Genomic DNA, 16,164 nt, shown 5'->3' on the forward strand with positions numbered 1-16,164 from the left:
AGTCTAGAGGGCAGGCTCGGTGATCGTCGGCCCGAACGCGGCGGGAAGCGTGGCCCTCGACGCTGCGCGCAGATCGGATGCCGACACCGTGAAGAGTCCCTGTACTTCGAGGCTCGGGTCTGCGCCATCGCCGGGGGCATCGGTCACGCCGATCCGCAGCACGGGGTAGCCACGCCCCTCGCACAGGCCGCGGAACTTCACGTCATCCTCGCGGGGGACGGACACCAGGACGCGACCGGTGGACTCGGAGAAGAGGGCGGATGCCGCATCCACGCCGTCGCGTTCGATGATCTCGTTCAGCCACACGCGGGCGCCGACGCCGAAGCGCATGACGCACTCGGCGAGAGCCTGCGCGAGGCCGCCGCTGGAGAGGTCGTGCGCGCTGGAGATGAGACCCTGCAGCGCTCCGGCGTGGAGGAGGTCGGCCAGGCGCCGCTCGGCGGCAAGGTCGACGGCCGGCGGCCGACCGCCGAGGTGGTCGTGCACGGTCTGCGCCCACGCCGAGCCGCTGAGCTCGTTGGCTGTCACGCCGAGCAGGTAGATGTTCTCGCCGGCATCCTGCCAGCCCGACGGGATGCGACGCGCGACGTCGTCGATGATGCCGAGCACACCCACCACGGGAGTCGGGAAAATCGGCTGGTCGCCGGTCTGGTTGTAGAACGAGACATTGCCGCCGGTGACGGGGATGCCGAGCTCGAGGCATCCGTCGGCGAGGCCATCGACGGCCTGACCGAACTGCCACATGACCTCGGGGTTCTCGGGGCTGCCGAAGTTGAGGCAGTCGGTGACCGCGACGGGCTTGGCTCCCGTGACGGCGACGTTGCGATACGCCTCGGCGAGGGCCAGCTGTGCGCCCTGGTACGGGTCGAGCTGGCAGTAGCGGCCGTTGCAGTCGGTCGCGATCGAGAAGCCGAGGCCCGACTCCTCGTCCACGCGCACCATGCCGGCATCGTCGGGGAACGAGAGTGCGGTGTTGCCGAGCACGTAGTAGTCGTACTGGTTGGTGATCCAGGAGGTGTCGGCGAGGTTGGGGCTCGCGACCAGCGCCAGGAACTGCTCCCGCAGCTCGTCGGGCTCGCTCGGTCGCTGCAGCGCGCTCGCCGAGTCGTCGCGGAGGGCGTCGATCCAGGTCGGGTAGGCGACGGGCCGTTCATACACGGGGCCATCCACCGCGACGGTGGAGGGGTCGACATTCACGATCTGCTCGCCGTGCCAGAAGATCTGCAGGCGGCCGTCTCCGGTGACCTCACCGAGCACGCTCGTCTCGACCTCCCAGCGGCCGACGACCTCGAGGAACGCGTCGAGCTTCTCGGGGGCGACGATCGCCATCATCCGTTCCTGCGACTCGCTCATCAGGATCTCTTCGGGAGTCAGGCTCGGGTCACGCAGCAGCACCTGCTCGAGGTCGACGCGCATGCCGCTGCCGCCGTTGGCGGCCAGCTCGCTCGTGGCACACGAGATGCCGGCGGCGCCGAGGTCCTGGATCGCTTCGACGAGGTTCGCCTTGTAGAGCTCGAGGCAGCACTCGATGAGCACCTTCTCGGCGAACGGGTCGCCAACCTGCACGGCTGGGCGCTTGGTCGGGCCGCCGTCGGCGAAGGTGTCGGAGGCGAGGATGGATGCTCCGCCGATGCCGTCGCCGCCGGTTCGGGCACCGAAGAGCACGACCTTGTTGCCCGCACCCGAGGCGTTGGCGAGCTTGAGGTCTTCGTGGCGCAGCACGCCCACGGCGAGGGCGTTGACGAGCGGGTTGCCCTGATAGACGGAGTCGAACACCGTCTCGCCGCCGATGTTCGGAAGGCCCAGGCAGTTGCCGTAGAACGAGATACCGGAGACGACGCCGTGCACGACGCGGGCGGTGTCGGGGTTGTCAATCGCTCCGAAGCGCAGCTGGTCCATGACGGCGACGGGGCGTGCGCCCATCGAGATGATGTCGCGGACGATGCCGCCGACGCCGGTCGCGGCGCCCTGGAACGGCTCGATGTAGCTCGGGTGGTTGTGCGACTCGACCTTGAACGTCACGGCCCAGCCCTCGCCGATGTCGACGACGCCGGCGTTCTGTCCCATGCCGACCATGAGGCGCTCGCGCATCTCATCCGAGACCTTCTGCCCGAACCGGCGCAGATAGATCTTGCTGGACTTGTAGGAGCAGTGCTCGCTCCACATGACGGAGTACATGGCCAGCTCACCGCTCGTGGGTCGGCGGCCGAGAATCTCGCGGATCTGCGCGTACTCGTCATCCTTCAGGCCGAGCGCGCCGTACGGCTGCTCGCGCTCGGGCGTGGCTGCGGCGTTCTCGACGGTGTCGGCGGCTGCTCGGGCGGGAGTGATCGGGGTGCTCACGGGGTGGGACTCCAGTGGTCGAGGATGCCGAGACCGGCGCCAGCGTGCGGGCCGCTCCAGTCTACGCGGCGGCCGCTTTCGGCATCCGTGTCGGTTCGTGCTCGTCCTCGGGCGCTCGACGTGCCGGCGCGGTCTCGTCGCAACGGCGCAGATCGTGCCCGACTCGCCGGGCGACGTATACCCCCGGCGGGGTGTCGTGCAATCCGTGCGCTGTTGCGACTCGCGCGTCAGACCCGTTCTGTGTTGGCACGCCGCTCCTCACTCGACCGAATGGCGCTCGCCGCGGGCTGGAGGAGTGTAGGTGCACGTGTCGCCGGCGCACAGTTGCGGCTTAGTGCGCGCGAAGCGGCGGGCCAGCTCGCAGCCCACGCAGATGCCGAAGGCCGACTCTGCAAACAGCAGGAGCAGGCATCCGGCGCAGATCGTCTGCGCGATCGCCGCCGGCAGCCCGAGCCATCCGAGCGACAGACACCCGAGAAGGGCCATCGAGAATCCGAGCCCCCAGGCGAACTGCTTGGGGGCGGCATCCACCCACTCGGGTCGCTGCGGACGCGTGATGAGGGTGCCGATCAGAAGGGTGGGCGTGAAGCGGGTTCCGACGAACAGGCGCAGGAACATCTCGGCGGCGAACAGGATGCCGAACCCGCGCATGTACTGCAGGTCGCCGGTGATCACGCCATAGAGCCAGGCGCCGAAGCCCAGGAGGAACAGGATGCCGGCCGAGGCGCGCACGGCACGCTCGTTGATGACGGGGATGTCGATGCCGTCAACCCACTCGCCGATGACGGGCCGGTCGACGCGGTCGGCAGGGGACGGTGGCATGACGCAAACTATACCCTAGGGGGTATATGGGTCCGATCGGTGTGCTTCGGACCCGGTTCAGTCGCGCCGTATTGTGGGTCGCCCGCCCCCATACCCACACATCGGCGCGACTGAACTGAGCGCCAGATTCTTCGGTCGCGCCATGATGCGGGTTGGCGCGGCGCGAACCAGCGCAACAGCGCGACCGAATCCAGGCCCTACGCTGGCTGCGTGGACTTTTCCTTCGCTTTCACGCCCGACCTGATCGCGGTCTTCGTCACGCTGTTCGTGCTGGAGATCGTGCTGGGCGTCGACAACGTCATCTTCATCTCGATCCTCGCCTCCAAGCTCCCCAAGGAGCAGCAGGCGCGAGCGCGCAACCTTGGACTGACGCTCGCGATGCTGATCCGCGTCGGCCTCGTCTTCGCGGCGGGGTGGATCATCACCCTCACGGAACCCGTCGTGACGCTGTGGGGCATCTCGTTCTCGTGGAAGGACTTCATCCTCATCGCGGGTGGGCTCTTCCTGGTATACAAGGCAGTCACCGAGATCCACCACAAGCTCGAGGGCGCCGAAGAGGAACACGGCGAGGGCGCGGGCGGCCGCAAGGGTGTGAGCTTCGGATCGGTCATCGCGCAGATCCTCTTGCTCGACATCGTCTTCTCGCTCGACTCCGTCATCACGGCGGTCGGCATGACCTCGAACATGGTCATCATCATCACCGTCGTGGTGCTCTCGTTCGGCATCATGCTCTTCGCGTCGCGGTTCATCTTCGCGTTCGTCAACGCGCACCCGACCGTGAAGATGCTGGCGCTGTCGTTCCTGCTGCTGATCGGCGTCTTCTTGATCGCCGAGGGCTTCCACATCAAGATCGACAAGGCCTTCATCTACGGCCCGATGGCCTTCGCGATCTTCGTCGAGGCCCTGAACCTCACGTACTCGTCACGCAAGGCGAAGCGCGAGCAGAAGAAGCGCCAGGCCGTGCAGCTGCGGCCTCAGTACCCGGATGTCGACGAGTCGGCCGCGGTCGCCGCGGCACTGTCGAAGGATGCCGCCTCCGGCTCCGTCGGCCTGTCGCGCAAGCCCGTGGTCGGCGAGGGGGATGCGGCGTCTGCGCCGCGCCGGGAGGGGCTCGGCTGAGGATCAGTCTGCGGGCTGCAGGACAGACAGCGAACGCCCGGCCAATAGGAGCCAAACTGCTTTGACACCCCTCCAAACCTGACAGTACGGTGTGAATCACTCACAAGGTCGGGGGTGAGAAGATGTCCGCAGGATCGTCGGGGACGCCCCGGCGGGTGCTTATCAATGGTATTCCCGCTGGAGCAGCGCCTGAGGCGGCCGAGCGTTCTCCTGCAGTGATTCCACGGCTGCGGGCGAACGACGAATCAGTCCCGCCCTGGAAGCGTCCGCTGTGGGGGGGGCGTGCCGACCGGCGCGGAATCCGTCAACCGCCCGACTGAGGCGTTTGATCTGGAATCGCTGGAACGACGGATCGCGAACAACTCGGCGCAGTTAGCGGCTGATGCCGTGAGGCTCTCGGCGCAGATGAGTACGGTTGCAGCGGCCTTTTCAATGGCCCGAGACCAGGCTCTGCGTGCGGAGCAGGAGGACTACGACCGCGCGCGCGGACGAGCTGACGCCGTGCATCGCCAAGCCGTTTCGGACGCCGACATGGATATCGCCCAGGCGGCTGCGTCGGCCGTTGCCCGCATCCATGACGTTGTCCGGATGCTGGCTCCGGGCCTAGCGGGGGAGTCATGGGAAAGCGATGGCATCCTCTCCGCTCCCGTTGCAGCGGGACCGGCGGACTATGTCCGAATCGGAACAGCCCATGTTTCCCGTGGCGAGGTTCCGGCGCTGACCGCGCTGCAGCCGGCGCGAGGGTGGTACGTGTCGGGCGATCCCGCAGAGGGATTGGACCTCGTCTTCGACGCCGTCCTGAGGCTGGCGCTGCAGTCGCCGACGCAGAATCTCGCGATCGAGGTCTTCGACCCTCGTTCGACGGCGCGAATGGCCCCGCTCGCGCCGCTTCGCGAAATCAACCCGGCAGCATTTCCCTCTCCTGCCGCCGACGGCGATGCCTTCCTTCGCCGACTCGACAGTCTCATCGAGTCGCGGGTAGCCAGCAACGCCGAGGGAGTGATTGCGGCGGGGGCGCGGTCCTTGACGGAATTGTGGAGGAACGAGCAGATGCCTGAGGGGGTGCTGAGCGTTGTCGTGGTGCTCAGCTATCCGTATGGGGTCAGCGAGCGGCTCCACGATGTGCTACTTCGACTCTCGGAGATGCGGCCCAGCGCTGGCGTTGTCGTCCTCGTCCAGGAGGACGCGCAGGCGCCGTCGCAGCGGGGAGTCGAACCTCTAAGACTTCGTGAGCGGCTACAGGCAGTCACAGTCGATGGAGGCGCTGTGACTGCCTCCGACTTCACTGACCGTGCCCAGGCTACGCTCGATCGGCCGCCGACGGCCCAGGCGGTTTCACGGTCGCTCGAAAGGCTCAGGGAACTGGTCTCAGGCAACACCGGCCCGACGATTCCACTGGAGGAGTTGATCTCGGAAGATCTCGCGGACCTTTGGCGCGAGTCATCCCTGGAGGCTGTCGAGGCGACGATCGGGCGCCAGGGTCGCAACGAGTTGAGGATCTCGTTGCGAACCGAGAATCCCGCTCACCCGAACCTGCTCATCGGCGGGGCGTCGGGGTCGGGCAAGTCGAATCTGATCCTGGGCATCGTGTACTCCCTTGCCGCCCGGTACTCGCCCGAGGAACTCGAACTCATTCTGCTCGACTTCAAACAGGGGGTCGAGTTCAGTACGTTCGGCCCGGATCGAGCCGGGGAGAATTGGCTGCCCCACGTGAGCGTGCTGGGGCTCGAATCGAACCAAGAGTTCGGTCTCGCAGTGCTCAGATATGTCGACGCCGAACTGGAACGACGCTCCCGACTGTTCAAGGACGCGGGCGTCGCTGACATCCTCACATACCGCAGGAAGACGGGCCGCGTGCTACCGCGAATGGTGATGGTCATCGACGAGTTCCATGAGATGTTCACTGGCGTCGATGCGCTCACGGATGCAGCGGTCGGGCTGTTCGACCGATTCTCACGGCAGGGCCGCTCTGCCGGTGTTCACATGATCCTTGCGTCGCAGACGACCTCTGGGGTCGTCGCCCTTCGCAGTAAGGGGGATGCGATCTTCGGACAGTTCCCCTTGAGGCTGTCGCTGAAGAACTCTCCTCAGGGATCTGAGGAGATCCTTAGTAGCCGCAATTTCGCTGCGTCGGAACTGAGGCATCGCGGCGAGTTCATCTGGAACAAGGAGCTCGGCTATGAGCGAGCGAACCAGCGCGGTATCGCGGCTTACGTGGACAAGCCGCGCTTCGCTGGAGTGCAGCAGCGGTTGTGGAAGCGCGGCCACGGTGCGCCACCGATAGTCTTCTTCGGCAAGCGATTGGCCGACTGGGATCGCCTCGCGCTGGATGAGCTCAGTCTGAGGGCGAACGCGCGTGACCCGCTTCGCCTGTGGGTTGGCCGTCCGATCGCCGTTTCTCGGAAGGTCGAAGAACTCGTCGTGCGCAACGAGCGCGATCAGTCGGTGGCCATCGTCGGCCAAGACGATGAGCACGAGCCGATCGTCCCGGGGCTCATCTCCGGAATTCTGCATTCCGCTGCCCGCCAGCTAGGTCCCGACGATGAGATCGTGATCGTATCCGGAGGGTCCGACTCCGTGCCCGCATGGTTGCCGTCCCTGGATAAGCGCCCGGGTGCGCGAGTGCGGCACATTCCGGCACGTCACGCGGCAGGGTACCTGCGAGACGAGATCGGCGGGCGGGTCCGGGAGAGCCGCGGTTCGATCCTCCTTGTGGTGCTGGGCGCCTCCCGAATCCCCGACCTGGATCTCGTCCCGGAGGCCACCTCCGGTGAGACGAACGCGGATCCTGTGTCCGAGTTCGTGCTCCCAGACTTCGGTGCGGCGTTCGCGGCGTCACCCGCAAGCCCTTCTGCGCGCGATGTCCTCGTCAGAACCGCTCGGGAAGGCGCGCTCAGCGGGGTCCACCTGGTCACACAGTGGCCCAGCGTGAGTGTTGCGAAGGACGTCTTCGACTATGGCTTGAAGGGAATCGGCGCGTTCATCACGGTCCGGCTCGGCCTCGACGACTTGCGCGACCTCACGGGAGACGTCAGGGCCCGGGTCGACGGAGAGCCGAGGATCGGTGTGATCGACAGGAACGCCGACTCCCAGTTGAAGGTCGTCATCCCCTTCGAGCCGTGGGCGGCGGAACTCGAGAGAGGAATGGTTGAGCGTGATGAGTGACTATCAGAACTACGTGGAGATGGTCGAGCTCCTCGCCAACGCTCCCCGAGTTCAGGAGGAGCGTCACAGTCAGGCGTCTGCGTATAGAGATGAAGCCGTGCGAGTGGCGCAGTCGAGTCTTCAGCGAGCGCAGCACGAGTGGGCGATGCGCGAGCGTGCAATCGGGGAAACCGACACCTTGGTGAGGCACCTGGTGCAAGACGCGCGAGTGCGCCCGGCTCTGTCGCAGGAAGTATCGATGATGAACCCGAGCCAGCTCGATGAGTCGTTGGCCCAGATCAGGAGTGACGCGGAGACCGCACAACAGGCGGTCCAGTGGATTGCTCGCGAGACGGCCCGGGCGATCGCTGAACGGCGGCGCCGCGGGCTGCCCGAGGGAGGCTACTGAGATGGCCTTTTTCAGGAACCGAGGCCAGGAGTTCATCGAACGAGGCGGGCGGGGCCGTCAGGGCGACACGACCCTTCCCGCGCGGAGTATTGCTACGGATGCTCAGCTGATCGCTCGCAGATCGATGCGGAGTGCCGACATCGTCGCGTCGATGAAGATCCTCGACTCGGCACCGAACGAACTGGCGGCGAGGGAGATCGCCGAGTGGCTCAACGGAGAGTTCGAATCGCGCGGAGGCGGCGCGCTGCTGGGTCTGTTCGGCCACTGCTATCTCGGGCATCCGTACGCGGATCACCTGATGACTCTCGACGGATCGATCATCCGTCACTTCACTCACGCGGAGCCGGTCCCCTCTGGATTCGAACCCGCGCGTTCTCTCGCCGTGACTGACGCCTACGCGTACATAGAGGTCTACGCGGATGGCCAGATCATCCCTGTCCGCCCCGATGGCATTCCCGCCGCATAGTTCACCCATACGTTCAAGGAGGCCTCATGGCTGGTGAAATCTCGATCGATCTCAGTCCGGTCTTTCGACAACTGCAGCAGTTGGAAAACCAGGTCACCCACACGATCCAGGTCGAGGTCGGCGGACTCAGGTCTGATCTGGTCAGGACCGATCAGAAGCTTGAGATCCTTCGCGCTGCGTTCGAGGACTATGTCAATGAAGCCCGACGTACCGCAATCGTTCAGCGCGCAGAGACCAAGCTCAGCGGTCTGAAGGACGACCTCGAGCGCGAGTACGGTCATTACCAGGCGGTGCGGCGCGCGTCGATCGGAATCCTTCAGGCCTTCGACGTGGGAAACGTGAGCAACCACACCGTCACCCAGGTCAGCGAGGAACTGATGATTCAGACCCCCCGCTACTGGCTTGCTCCGGCGCTCGTGGCACTTGCCGCGTGGTCGAAGGACAACGAAGAGATAGCGAAGATCTCCGTCGAGGAGGCATTCCGGAGAGACCCTCGCAAGACCTCCATGTTCTTCGCCCTGGTATTGCGGAGGCAAGGCCGGGAAGAGCTCGCTGTTCGGTGGCTGAAGCACTACCTTCGGGGACAGGATCCGCGCGGACTCGGACGGCACTTTGCGGTGATCTTCGAGTCGCTCGCGCAGGGTGCGTTTGGTCCCGCTGGAGCGCAGTTCGCGGGTGATCAACTGGCCTCATGGATGGAGCAGCTCCGGCAGGACCCTGAGCTCGTGGATAAGCAGGTACAGGACTGGCGCTCGTACGCCGAAGTCTCGGGCCTGTTCTTGCACGATGACGAGTACCCGAATCTGCGGAGCTTCTGCCCCGAATGGCCGCTTCTCAAAGAGCTGATCGAGGCATCGTCATCCCTTCCCGTGCTCATCGATCACTTCCGCAAGATCCACGAGGGCGTCTTCGCCGCACAGGGCGGCACTATCGATCAGTTGGATGAGCTTCTCGAGCAGCTCGTCACGAACTACGACGAGGAGGAACTCCCGCTTCGGCGCGACATCGCCATGCAGGAGGCGATCATCGAGCAAGACGGCGATCTCGACCGAGCTCTGGTCCAGGCGGAGGTCATGGATGAGGCTCTCGCAACCACGATCGATGCGTTGAGCCTGCAGACGTTCGTCGCCATGGAGCCGGAGCTGCTTGCCGTGAGTCCTCGAACGCAGCAACTGGCAGTCGGTGCGACCCGGGGCGAGATCGAATCGGGCATCAGCCAGTTCGTCGCGAACTACCGGAGCAAAGTACCGACCTGGGTGCGGGTGGTGCTGGGTGCGGACCACACTCCGTGGGCGAGTACGTACGGCTTTCCTGGCTGGGAGACCCGCTCGGATGTTTCGGATGCAGACTCGGTTTCCTCCCTCCGCCGACACTGGGAGGAGACGTTCGAGAAGTACATCGATGCAAGGAGGGTCAAGCCGGCGAAATACGTGCTCGCCGGGGCAGCGGGGCTTTTCCTGTTCATCGTCATGCTCCTCCTTCATCTGTGGGTGCTGGCGCTGATCTTGTTGGTGCTCGTGGGCGGTCTGGCCGGAGGGCTGTGGATGATCGCGAAGAAGCGTGCCGAGAAGGACATCGCCGAGCTGGAACGAAATCGGGAGCGAGCCATTGCGGACTCGGTCGAGCTATACCGCTTGACGATGAAGGAGTTCTACGACGCCAGCCAGGACTATGCGGAATTCGATCAGCGCGAGACGGAGCTCATTGGGCTGCTGAGAATGTGGCAGATCGGTGTTGCGTTCAACGCCAACGAGGCAGGGGCAGACAAATGACCGGGGCATCAGCGGAGCAGTACCAGCGAGCGCTCGACCGCTATGGGCAGCTGGAGGCGGAGTACAACAGCCTGCTCGGCCAGGCTGCCGCTGGAGACCAAGCCGCACACGCGGCGGCGGACCAGAAGCTCGTGGAACTCCACGCCCAGCACGCAATAGTGACCCGGGCCTTTGAGGAGTTCAACGCCACGCCTTCCGCAAGCCCGTCCGAGGCGGAGCCGGCTGCGTCTGGGTACGACGTCGGGTCGGCGCCCTCTGACCCGCCCCTGCCTGGGGGCTATGACTTGGCGCCGGTGGTCACACCGGTCACGCCTTCGCAGCCGATCTATGACGCTTCCGCGCCCACCTTCATTCGACGGCCCTCTCCGGTGAACATGGTTCCGCGCCCTCTGGAGGAAAGTGCCGACTCACCTCTTACCGTGATTCGTCGAGACCTCCTGGCGCCGCGGGCCGCCACGACCTCGGCATCCATCGGGCGCGATCGACGGATCGCGGGTGGGTTGCCCTCCTGGTCGCCCGTCCCCCCGGGTGAACAGCTGGTGACCCGTGCCGGCGATTCCCGATCGCGATGATCTTCGGCCAGCGACCGGATTCGGTCAGGCCAGGTGCCGGACCCTATGAAGCCTGGATGTCGGCGCTCCGGCTGTGGCCAGACAACCCGTCCGTTCTGGCGACGCAAGATCTTCCGCCGCTTGACGTCTCAACGTTCGACCGCCAGACCTGGGGGGATGTGCAGCGAGCGATCAACGACGCGCTGGAGAGTTTCATGAGGAAGTGGAGCAGCGAACTCAGCGCCGCCATCGGTCGCGCGCCAAGCACGCACGAGCTTGCGAGGTCCCTCGTGGCGCAACGACAGCGGCTCAGGCCGCGCTTCGAGCTCATCTACGATGAGCGGCTCCCCGAGCCGATTCGCGATGCACTCTACGCAGGCTTCAGCGCGGACCTGGCAGACCTTCAGAGACAGATCGAACAGAGCCTCTCGACCGAAGTCGCTGCAGGCAGGTCCCTGCGCACTGAGAACGACCGGTTGCTGCGAGTGGTCCGGGAAAACACTCTGGTGCGGGCGTTGGATGATTATCCGAGGCCCACTTCTGCAACGACAACCGAAGCGGCGGAGCCACATAAGAGGGCGCGGCTCTTTTCACGCTCCGCAAGGAAGTAAGGAACGACGACCCCATGCCTGCATTTGCCGAGACCCGAGAGCTCGTTCGCAACTACCTCGCCGCGCGGGTTCCCCTGGTGGTGATTCGCTCGATTGAGTTGAACCGGTGTCTGTCGTTGATCGCGTCTGTCGCCGCAGAGTTCAAGACGATGCCGTTCTACCTGCAGAGCCGCACGGAGGGGCTGAAACAGCTCCCCAGTGGTCAGCAAGTTTCCGACGACACATCATTGGCAGCGGCCATGGAGTACGCGACTTCACTGTTTCGACGGACCGAGTACGTGAACTTCGCGTTCACCGATATCGAAGATCTGATGGACGAGTCCTCGACCTCACGACACCTTGCGGAACTCGCACGGCTCGCGGAGACAAAGGCTGGCACGGTGATCATCGTCAGTGACAAGCCCGTCTGGAGCGGGTTGGGCCGACTCGGGATGAGCGCCGAGCTTGATCTGCCCAACGAGGAAGAGTTGCTGACCGAGATCACGAGCATGGTGGACGCACATCGCGCCCAGGTGCAGATCTCATGGCAGCGAGACGAACTCCGCCAGGCTGCGTCCACCCTTCTCGGGGTGACCCAGACGGAGGCGACCAACGTGATAGCGACGATGCTCGCGAGGGGCAGCCTGGCGCAGGAGGACCTGACCAAGCTTAGCGAGCACAAGGACCGGATCTTCGGGGAACTGGCAGGCCTCGAGCGGGTCAAGCTGCGCGACGACTACAGAGTCGGGGGCCTGCGAAACCTCCGCAACTGGCTGCGAAAGAAGTCGGAGTTGATGCGCGCGGACTTCTCGGGTCTTGCCATCAAGCCGCCCAAGGGTGTGCTCCTGGTCGGCGTCCCGGGCTGCGGGAAATCGCTGTCTGCCAAGACGATTGCCCAGGACTGGGGGCTTCCCCTTTACCGCTTGGACATGTCGGCGATCCTGGGGATGTACGTCGGACAATCGGAAGGACGTTTGAAGGAAGCCTTGGAGACGGCGGACCGGGTCGCTCCCTGCGTGCTCTGGATCGATGAGATCGAGAAGGCGCTTTCTGGATCGAACGACGGCGGAACGTCACGCCGGTTGGTCGGGCAATTTTTGTACTGGCTGCAGGAGTCGACGTCGAAGGTCTTCATGGTCGCCACGGCGAATGACATTTCGGCGTTGCCACCGGAGCTGACCCGAAAGGGGCGCTTCGACGAGATCTTCTTCGTGGACCTCCCTGACCGTTCGGACCGGGAGGAGATCCTGCGACTGTACTTCACCTCAAAGGCTCGTTTCGACCTGCCCCCGGATCTGTGCGCTCGCTTGCTCGATGCGACGGAGGGATTCAGCGGTGCGGAGATCGACGCTGTGGTGAACGACATCGCTCTGTCAATGTTCAACAACCACCAGTCCGCGATGTATGACGATGAGACGGTGCTCTCGTTCTTCGAGAACACCATTCCGTTCTCCCAGTCGAACCCTGAAGACCTCGCCGAGATCCGAGCCTGGGGCTCTTCGCGAGCGGTTCCCGCAGGTACCGCTCCTGTGCTTCCGAGCTTCGACGGCGGGGCCGGAAGACGTATCGTGCTGGTGTGAGCGTCCCCATCGTGGGTCACGACCAGAGCTGACTGACCCCTCTCAGAGCTTCGTCTCGCCCGGCTACTGTGGTGAAGTCTGGGTTCTCGACGTCCCCGCCGACGTGATGCGAAACAGACCAGCTCTCGCCCGCTCGCCGGACCGCGATGGTGGAGTCACTAGCGGCGCGGAGTCGATTCACCACGGCGGTGGAGTTGTCGTAGTGGTCCAGGAATCGGCCGGTGGAGTCGGCGGCGAAGTCGGCGAGCGTGCGCTGAGGGTTCAGGGGAACGACCTGGTATTGGGTCCCCCGTGTCGCGCTCACCAGGACGCGCCCCGCGGGACCGGATGCAGCGACGGCGACATCCATCATCTCTCCGCGGATGAAGCCGAAGCGGACCCACTCCTCCGCCGCCGCGACGACGAGCGCGACGGTCTCGGCTTGGCCGGTGGCGGTTCTTAACTCACCGTCCGCGAGGACGAGACCCCGTTCGACCAGGGTTTCCAGGCCCTTCAGGGGATCGGTGACATCGGGCGGTACGAGCGTGAGACCCAGGACTTCCGCCGTCCTGAGGGCGCCCGCGGTCTGAGTGAATCCGAGGAGAGCGCTCACTTCTGCGGGGGTGAGCAGGAGCGCGGACTCGCGAAGTTCCTTGTCATCCATAGGTCGGGTAGCTCCGTTCACGCTGAGTCATCATGTGTGCGAGGTCCCAGCAACGCCGTGGCAAAACTGGCGAGGTGTAGGCTGACCGGCTTCTCCCCGCCCCACCGGTGAGCGATCAGTCCCGCTCCGGCCCAGCCGAGTTCGAACGCCGTCAGCATGAAGGGTGCAGCAGCTCCAGCCAGCAGGATTCCGAGGCCGACTACGCCGACAGCATAGGTGATGGCGCCGTCGGCGGCCAGGTACCAGTCACGTCTGTACAGGCCGCGGGCCAGGTCCCATCCGCTCGAGAGTATTCCCAATGCGGTGAACGCATGGCCTACGGCTTGCAGGAGCTCGGGAACCGGTCCGAACGCATCTATGACGGCGTTGATGCTTCCCACGGATGGACTGATGAGATCCACGGCAAGGTCGGTGGAACGCGCTGCGGGGAGAGCCTCCGGGCCGAAGACGACGGCGAAGGAGAGTTCGGCCAGATCGTACTTGGAGGGGTCCCGCAGGCGATCATCCGGCGTCGCGGACTGGCTCGAAGCTGCCAGTGCCGCGGACGGCGAGGTGCGGACGAGATGATGAACGATCTGGCGGAGCAGCCTGTCCAGTTCGGACGAGGACTCCCAGACCGCCCGCAGGTCGCCATAGATCGAACCGAACGCCACACGGATGTCGGCAAGGTCTGAGCCGGCCTCGCCGCGGTCGCCGGCGGCGGCGATGGAGGCCGAGAGCTCTGAGAACTGCGACGCGAGTGCGTCGACCTCTCTCCTGACGTCCGCGGCCCACTTCTCAAGCGCGTGATCTCGTCCTGTCGCCTCGACCTTCCTGGCGATCTCTTCGAGGGATGACGGCATCGCGGGTCCCCAGATCCAGCGGTCAGCGAGCTGCCGACGCGTCATCCTCGCGGCGCGCGCTCATGCGCAGCCTCTCAGCGAGAGACGCCGCGATCCGTGCCATCTGCTCGGTCGCTCGCGCCATGTACTCTTCGTGCTGGCCCACCTCGTTGAGCAACGAGATTCCCCGGTTCGAGAAGTTGTTCGCGTCCCCCCCGATCGTGGCGTTGAGTTCGTCGGCCATTCCGCGCAGATGAGTCGACATCGTCCTCGCTATCACGGTGACGCGCTTGGCCTGATCTGCGAACCGCTCCGCCTTGACGGCTGCTGCGCGGAGGGCATTCCCGTTGTCCGACATCGTCGTGAGTTGACGCTGGGGCTCAGGCGCTCTGTGTCCACCTGTTGGCCGCCTGCGCGGCTCCTTCGAGTGCAGCGACGGCCTGCTGCACGGCCTTTGCGGCAGCCTGGAAGGACTGCATCGCCTGCTGATCGGCACCCGACGCAGCGCCGCCGATGAGTGACTGCACTTCGCCGATCTTCGTGGAGAACTGCTGGTTGAACGAGCTGAGGTTGGCAGCTGAGGCCTTGGCCGCAGTTCCGATGCCGTTGACCTGCTGCTTGAGGTTTCCGAGTTGAGACATCTCTCTCCAAAGCGACCGTAATGCGGTTCGGTTCGGGCGGGTCTGGCCCGCTCCCTGTTTCGATGTTCTCGAATCATAGCCACTCGGGGGTCTGCGCCGGGTCCGGCGGAAAGAAGAGCGACGGCACGGGTGGAGTACTCGGCGAAGTTGCTGCGTTTGGAGCAGATACCTCGTCGAGGCCCTGAACCTCACGTACTCGTCACGCAAGGCGAAGCGCGAGCAGAAGAAGCGCCAGGCCGTGCAGCTGCGGCCTCAGTACCCGGATGTCGACGAGTCGGCCGCGGTCGCCGCGGCACTGTCGAAGGATGCCGCCTCCGGCTCCGTCGGCCTGTCGCGCAAGCCCGTGGTCGGCGAGGGGGATGCGGCGTCTGCGCCGCGCCGGGAGGGGCTCGGCTGAGGATCAGTCTGCGGCGGCGTCGGCTACCGCAGTTGCGAAGCGCGCAGCATCCGTGCCGTCTTCGCGGATCTCGAACACGGTGCCGTCGATGACCAGCAACGGGACGTGGTCGACGACCTGGTCGGTGCCGGGAATCGGCTTGCCGAGCCACGCGTCATTGGCGGCGCTCGCGAGTCCCGCGTAGTCAGCGATCGCTGTCGACAGGTCGGATGTCGCGCCAGCCGTGGCCGCGAATCCGAGGAGTTCCTCGTCGCTAGGTGAGTGATCTGCCGTGACCTGGTTCTGCTGGATCAGTCCGTACAGCGGCAGGAGTGCGTCATCCTCGCCCGCCACTGCGACGCCGAGGAGAAGTGCCGCGGCCCGGGTCGAGTAGTCGGTGACGTCACCGCGCTTGGCGCTCACGTACGTCATCGGATGCAGGGTCCACGTCGCCGTGCCATCGCCGACGAAGGCGGCGAGGTCGTCACCGATCGCCTCGTCGAGGCTCATGCAGTGCGGGCAGGAAGGGTCGCTCCAGAGCTGGATGTCGACCGCGCCGTCGCCGACGATGATTCCTGCTGTCGGGTCGAGGGGTGCAGGCGAGGGAGCGGTGGCAGCCGCCGGCGAGCAGGCGACGGCGACGATCGTGACAGCGGGGATGAGGGCGAGGCATCCGACCATGCGGCGCCGAGACGAACCGAACACGGTGCCGTTCTACGCCGAGAGTCGGCGCATCGCCAATCGTTCAGTGAAGCCCACGACGCTCACCCCTAATGTGGTCAGACCATATAGCGGATTCCGCCAAACGCCCGGCCAGCACCACTCCATAGCGTCGTCGCGGCGGTATCCATAAGGAGCGCGACACTACCCGGTATACATATCGCGCG

Annotated in this window: 16 protein-coding genes; 9 read left to right on the plus strand and 7 right to left on the minus strand. The window is 65.1% G+C overall.

Features of this window, described 5'->3' with window-relative positions; all coding sequences use genetic code 11:
* Positions 1-3 precede the first annotated feature (3 nt).
* Complete coding sequence (purL, locus tag AB0O89_RS05270; RefSeq protein WP_363494863.1) at positions 4-2,343, minus strand: phosphoribosylformylglycinamidine synthase subunit PurL; 2,340 nt, start codon at positions 2,341-2,343, stop codon at positions 4-6.
* Positions 2,344-2,601: 258 nt separating this feature from the next.
* Positions 2,602-3,165 (minus strand): DUF4395 domain-containing protein, encoded by a 564-nt coding sequence (locus tag AB0O89_RS05275; protein WP_363494865.1) that lies wholly within the window; start codon positions 3,163-3,165, stop codon positions 2,602-2,604.
* Between the two features lie 210 nt (positions 3,166-3,375).
* Between AB0O89_RS05275 and AB0O89_RS05280 the strand changes: the two genes are divergently transcribed.
* From AB0O89_RS05280 to AB0O89_RS05315, 8 genes are all read left to right on the plus strand, one after another.
* Positions 3,376-4,284: a TerC family protein gene (locus AB0O89_RS05280; RefSeq protein WP_363494867.1), complete on the plus strand. Its 909-nt coding sequence runs from the start codon at positions 3,376-3,378 to the stop codon at positions 4,282-4,284.
* 282 nt (positions 4,285-4,566) lie between these two features.
* The gene (locus tag AB0O89_RS05285; RefSeq protein ID WP_363494869.1) at positions 4,567-7,449 is read left to right on the plus strand and encodes an FtsK/SpoIIIE domain-containing protein; all 2,883 of its coding nucleotides are present in this window, start codon (positions 4,567-4,569) and stop codon (positions 7,447-7,449) included.
* Positions 7,442-7,837 carry a hypothetical protein gene (locus AB0O89_RS05290; protein WP_300591895.1) on the plus strand — a complete coding sequence of 132 codons (396 nt, stop codon included), beginning with the start codon at positions 7,442-7,444 and terminating at the stop codon, positions 7,835-7,837. The genes AB0O89_RS05285 and AB0O89_RS05290 overlap by 8 nt, the downstream gene beginning before the upstream one ends.
* A gap of 1 nt (position 7,838) precedes the next feature.
* Positions 7,839-8,303 (plus strand): hypothetical protein, encoded by a 465-nt coding sequence (locus AB0O89_RS05295; RefSeq protein WP_300591897.1) that lies wholly within the window; start codon positions 7,839-7,841, stop codon positions 8,301-8,303.
* Between the two features lie 26 nt (positions 8,304-8,329).
* The gene (locus AB0O89_RS05300; protein WP_300591899.1) at positions 8,330-10,075 is read left to right on the plus strand and encodes a hypothetical protein; all 1,746 of its coding nucleotides are present in this window, start codon (positions 8,330-8,332) and stop codon (positions 10,073-10,075) included.
* Complete coding sequence (locus tag AB0O89_RS05305) at positions 10,072-10,647, plus strand: hypothetical protein (protein ID WP_300591901.1); 576 nt, start codon at positions 10,072-10,074, stop codon at positions 10,645-10,647. Before AB0O89_RS05300 ends, AB0O89_RS05305 begins: the two co-directional genes overlap by 4 nt.
* A gap of 56 nt (positions 10,648-10,703) precedes the next feature.
* Positions 10,704-11,237: a hypothetical protein gene (locus AB0O89_RS05310; RefSeq protein ID WP_300591903.1), complete on the plus strand. Its 534-nt coding sequence runs from the start codon at positions 10,704-10,706 to the stop codon at positions 11,235-11,237.
* A 14-nt stretch (positions 11,238-11,251) separates the two neighbouring features.
* The gene (locus tag AB0O89_RS05315) at positions 11,252-12,796 is read left to right on the plus strand and encodes an AAA family ATPase (protein WP_331790952.1); all 1,545 of its coding nucleotides are present in this window, start codon (positions 11,252-11,254) and stop codon (positions 12,794-12,796) included.
* Between the two features lie 16 nt (positions 12,797-12,812).
* Here AB0O89_RS05315 and AB0O89_RS05320 read toward each other — a convergent pair whose 3' ends face one another.
* The 4 genes from AB0O89_RS05320 to AB0O89_RS05335 are packed head-to-tail and all read right to left on the minus strand — an operon-like array spanning position 12,813 to position 14,901.
* Positions 12,813-13,439, minus strand: a complete 627-nt coding sequence (locus AB0O89_RS05320) for a hypothetical protein (RefSeq protein ID WP_300594210.1) — start codon at positions 13,437-13,439, stop codon at positions 12,813-12,815.
* A 17-nt stretch (positions 13,440-13,456) separates the two neighbouring features.
* Complete coding sequence (locus AB0O89_RS05325) at positions 13,457-14,281, minus strand: hypothetical protein (protein WP_300594213.1); 825 nt, start codon at positions 14,279-14,281, stop codon at positions 13,457-13,459.
* Positions 14,282-14,303: 22 nt separating this feature from the next.
* Positions 14,304-14,618: a hypothetical protein gene (locus AB0O89_RS05330; protein ID WP_363494874.1), complete on the minus strand. Its 315-nt coding sequence runs from the start codon at positions 14,616-14,618 to the stop codon at positions 14,304-14,306.
* 22 nt (positions 14,619-14,640) lie between these two features.
* Complete coding sequence (locus AB0O89_RS05335) at positions 14,641-14,901, minus strand: hypothetical protein (RefSeq protein WP_331790948.1); 261 nt, start codon at positions 14,899-14,901, stop codon at positions 14,641-14,643.
* A gap of 238 nt (positions 14,902-15,139) precedes the next feature.
* On the opposite strand from AB0O89_RS05335, the gene AB0O89_RS05340 reads away from it, so the two are divergent.
* Positions 15,140-15,298: a hypothetical protein gene (locus AB0O89_RS05340; protein ID WP_363494876.1), complete on the plus strand. Its 159-nt coding sequence runs from the start codon at positions 15,140-15,142 to the stop codon at positions 15,296-15,298.
* A gap of 3 nt (positions 15,299-15,301) precedes the next feature.
* On the opposite strand, the gene AB0O89_RS05345 is transcribed toward AB0O89_RS05340, so the two are convergent.
* Entirely contained in the window at positions 15,302-15,982 is a 681-nt protein-coding gene (locus AB0O89_RS05345) for a DsbA family protein (protein WP_363494878.1), read from the minus strand.
* Positions 15,983-16,164: the final 182 nt, after the last annotated feature.

It is taken from the genome of Microbacterium sp. NPDC076895 (genome assembly GCF_040687115.1).
In the GTDB taxonomy this organism is placed as follows: domain Bacteria; phylum Actinomycetota; class Actinomycetes; order Actinomycetales; family Microbacteriaceae; genus Microbacterium.